The sequence below is a fragment of the Dokdonella sp. genome, assembly GCF_039926425.1.
Lineage (GTDB): Bacteria > Pseudomonadota > Gammaproteobacteria > Xanthomonadales > Rhodanobacteraceae > Dokdonella_A.
Window position 1 is genome coordinate 1 of the sequence record NZ_JBDSWZ010000263.1, and the last position, 3,007, is coordinate 3,007.

Annotated in this window: 1 protein-coding gene; it reads left to right on the forward strand. The window is 64.4% G+C overall.

Translation table 11 applies throughout. The features are described from left to right. Positions 1-9 precede the first annotated feature (9 nt). The coding region (locus ABIV12_RS14970; protein WP_348060735.1) for an LAGLIDADG family homing endonuclease at positions 10-3,007 on the forward strand (2,998 nt) is incomplete at its 3' end.

Consider the following 3,007-nt stretch of genomic DNA (forward strand, 5'->3'; position numbering starts at 1 on the left):
GCCGATGACGTGCGCGCGTCCGACGCGCTGGTGCAGAACACGTTCGCGTGGCGCGGCGACGACGCGACGATGCTCGACGCATGGTTTGCCGGCGCCCATCTCGGTGACGGTTCCGCGTACGAGAAACACCACGACTACCGCAGCGCCCGTGGCGCCTGGCAGCAACGCGCGCAGGTTCTCGGTCGCCGCCTGATCTTCAAGATCCGCGCCGCCGAACGCGAAGTCGTCGAACGCTATGCCGCGTTCTTCGCCGGCTTCTGTGCGTCGCGCGCGCAGGTCGTCGCGACCACGACCCCGAACGGCACGCCGGTGTGGGACTACACCGTCGCAAGTTTCGCCGCCAGCCGCGCCGCAACGCTCATCGACGACCAGATCGGCGCGAAGACCGCACACCTGCGCGTGCCGGCGTGGATCGCGCAGCATCCCGAACTGCATTTCCTGCCGTTCCTTGCTGGCCTGATCGACACCGACGGCACAGTGTCGCGCGACCATGGCAGCGCGACCATTGCAACGCAGAACGCGATCTTTGCGGGCGAGTTGAAAGCGCTGCTCGGCCTGTTCGGCGTGCACGCGAGCCTGACCCTTCGAAAAGCCCGCGACCACGACTACAACGGCACCACGATCCGCGACAGTGGCGGCGCGATGCTGAAGATCAGCGACTCGGCGTTTCTCGCCGCAGTCGCGCGTTACATGGCGGACAGCGGCAAGCGCACGCGCATCGTCGATCACGCCAGTCAATCAGGCCAGTACGACCACTACGTGCTGCCGAACGATCTTGCGAACGCCCTCGGCGAACTCGCCGGCACGCTCGGTCACGCCGAACGCCAGACGCTGGGCTTCTATCACGGCTATCACACCAAGCACGTCGTCAGCCGTATCTGGCTCGACCGCTGGGTGGCCCGTTTCCCCGCCCTCGCTCCGCTGATCGACTTTGCACGGACGTTGCGCAAGGTCGACTCGATCGAACGCGGCCTGGACCTCCCGGAAACGTTCTACGACTTCACCGTCGCCGGGCACAACAACTACCTCGCTGGCAACGCGGGGCTGCTGGTCATCCACAACTGCGGCATCGGCTACGAATTTTCGACGCTGCGCCCGCGTGGGGCGTACGTGTCGGGTGCGGGCGCGTACACGTCCGGGCCACTGTCGTTCATGGATATCTACGACAAGATGTGTTTCACCGTTTCGTCCGCAGGCGGCAGACGCGGCGCGCAGATGGGCACGTTCGATGTCTCGCACCCCGATGTCCGCGAGTTCATCAAGTCCAAGCGCGAAGACGGCCGCCTGCGGCAGTTCAACCTCAGCCTCCTGATCACCGACGGGTTCATGGAAGCCGTCGCGAACGATACGGACTGGCCGATGGTGTTCCCGATCCACGTGAAGGAACAGCACGAGATCGACCTCACCGACGTCGACAACGTGGTCTGGCGCGACTGGCCGACGCAGAAGAACTACGTCAGCCGCGAGGACGGCCTGGTCGCGTGCAAGATCTACGGGCACCTGCGCGCGCGCCACCTGTGGGACATGATCATGGTGTCGACGTACGACTATGCCGAGCCCGGATTCATCCTGATCGACCGCGTCAACGAGATGAACAACAACTGGTGGTGCGAGCATATTCGCGCGACCAATCCGTGCGTGACGGCGGATACCTGGGTGCAGACCAGCGAAGGTCCGCGCCAGGTCCAGGATCTGCTCGACCACGAGTTCCTCGCGCGCGTCGATGGCCAGGATCATGCAACGGGCGCCCAAGGTTTCTTTCGTACCGCGACCAAGCCTGTGTTCGCGCTGCAGACCGACGAGGGTCATCGCTTGCGCCTGACGGCAGACCACCGCGTGCGCCGTGTCTCACGCATGACACGTTGGAGTCTGGAAACCGAATGGTGCGCCGCCGAAGCGTTGCAAGCGGGCGATCGCGTGTTGCTCAACGATCATCGTGCAAATGCCGATTGGGCAGGTGCGCTGACCGAGGAACAAGGCTATCTGCTAGGTCTTCTAGTCGGTGACGGCACGCTCAAGCACGAAGCTGCGGTGCTGTCGGTCTGGTCGCAAGCCAACGTAGTCAATGGTGTTGGCAATGGTGCGCCGACATCGCTGATGGCCGAAGCGCTGCGCTGCGCGCAAACTCTGCCCCACCGCGCCGACTTCGCCGGCTGGTCCGAAGTGTCGGGCCGCAACGAATGGCGCCTGAAGTCGGCGTCTTTGCGCGACCTGGCCTTCGATCTCGGCCTCACTCCGGGCAACAAGGCAATCACGCCGGCGATCGAGCGATCGTCGAGCGACGCGTACCGCGGTTTCCTGCGCGGCTTCTTCGATGCCGACGGCTCCGTGCAGGGCAGCCAAAGCAAGGGTGTCTCGGTGCGTCTTGCACAATCGAACATCTGCCGGCTTGAAGCGGCGCAACGCATGCTGCTCCGGCTCGGCATCGTGTCGACCATCTACCGTGATCGCCGCGTCGCGGGCACGTCGGAAATGCCGGACGGTCATGGTGGCACTCGCGCCTATCCAACCCAGGCGCAGCACGAACTCGTTATCAGCGGCGAGTCGCTTGCGCGCTTTGCCGATCAGGTCGGGTTTGCCGATGAGAACAAGAAAGCGCGCCTCGCGGCGACGCTGTCCGGTTACCGCCGCAGCCTCAACCGCGACCGATTCGTCGCGACCGTCTCGTCGATCTCGGCCGATGGCGTCGAGGACGTTTACGACGTGCAGGTTCCCGGCATCAACACGTTCGACGGCAACGGGTTTCACGCACACAATTGTGGCGAGCAGCCCTTGCCTCCATACGGGAGCTGCTTATTGGGATCCGTCAACCTCACCACCTTCGTGCGGGATCCGTTCGGCCCGAAGGCGCGGTTCGACTGGGAGGAATACCGCGAAGTGGTGCGCGTTTTCACACGCATGCTCGACAACGTGGTCGAGATCAACGGGCTGCCGCTTGCGCAGCAGCGCGACGAGATCACCCAGAAGCGTCGTCACGGCATGGGCTTCCTCGGCCTCGGCTCGACGA